Genomic DNA, 588 nt, shown 5'->3' with positions numbered 1-588 from the left:
CCAACCGCTCAGTCTCTGAAAGTACTTTCCTCCAGTAGGTCATGCGAGTCTGGGCATCCAACTCCACAAAATCGGTTCTGTCGGGAATCTTCCCGTAGGGTAATGACGCTACGAATTCGCTTGATGGGCAAATGATCACCGTCCTGTCGTAGTGAGCGTTTCGTGCCACACGCTTGGAGCTTTTATCAAACCAGCCAGGTTTAGGTATTGGTCCAAAGTGTGGATAAAGCGTCAAGCCCTGGTTCTTAATGTCTACGTCAAAATGATAGTCAATCACGCCACCATCTCGATACATTCCCAAAGGTGCTCCGGGGATGTTTTTGATTCCTGCCATCACCATGGGAATCGACCCCGAAGCGAGCAGGGCAGGCATCAGGTTTTCTTTTGATAGGCGCACATGGCGAGTTGGTATGCCATCCGGATCGTCTAAAACTAGGGCGCTACTCGGCGTATGAAATATAAACCGTTCATACTGATTTTTAAGGTGTTTTCTATCTAGCCTGTTGCCGATGTAACTTTTTGCGAGCCCTAAGCCTTGCAAAAACTTGTTCTCGTACTGAACAAGCCCATTGGCTTTTGCGACGATAA

Annotated in this window: 1 pseudogene; it reads right to left on the bottom strand. The window is 48.1% G+C overall.

The window, feature by feature from the left end:
• Positions 1-588: pseudogene (locus A3750_RS26560) on the bottom strand (patatin-like phospholipase family protein); the annotation flags it as partial.

Source organism: Oleiphilus sp. HI0079 (genome assembly GCF_001635105.1).
This window is presented reverse-complemented; position numbering and strand designations above follow the sequence as displayed.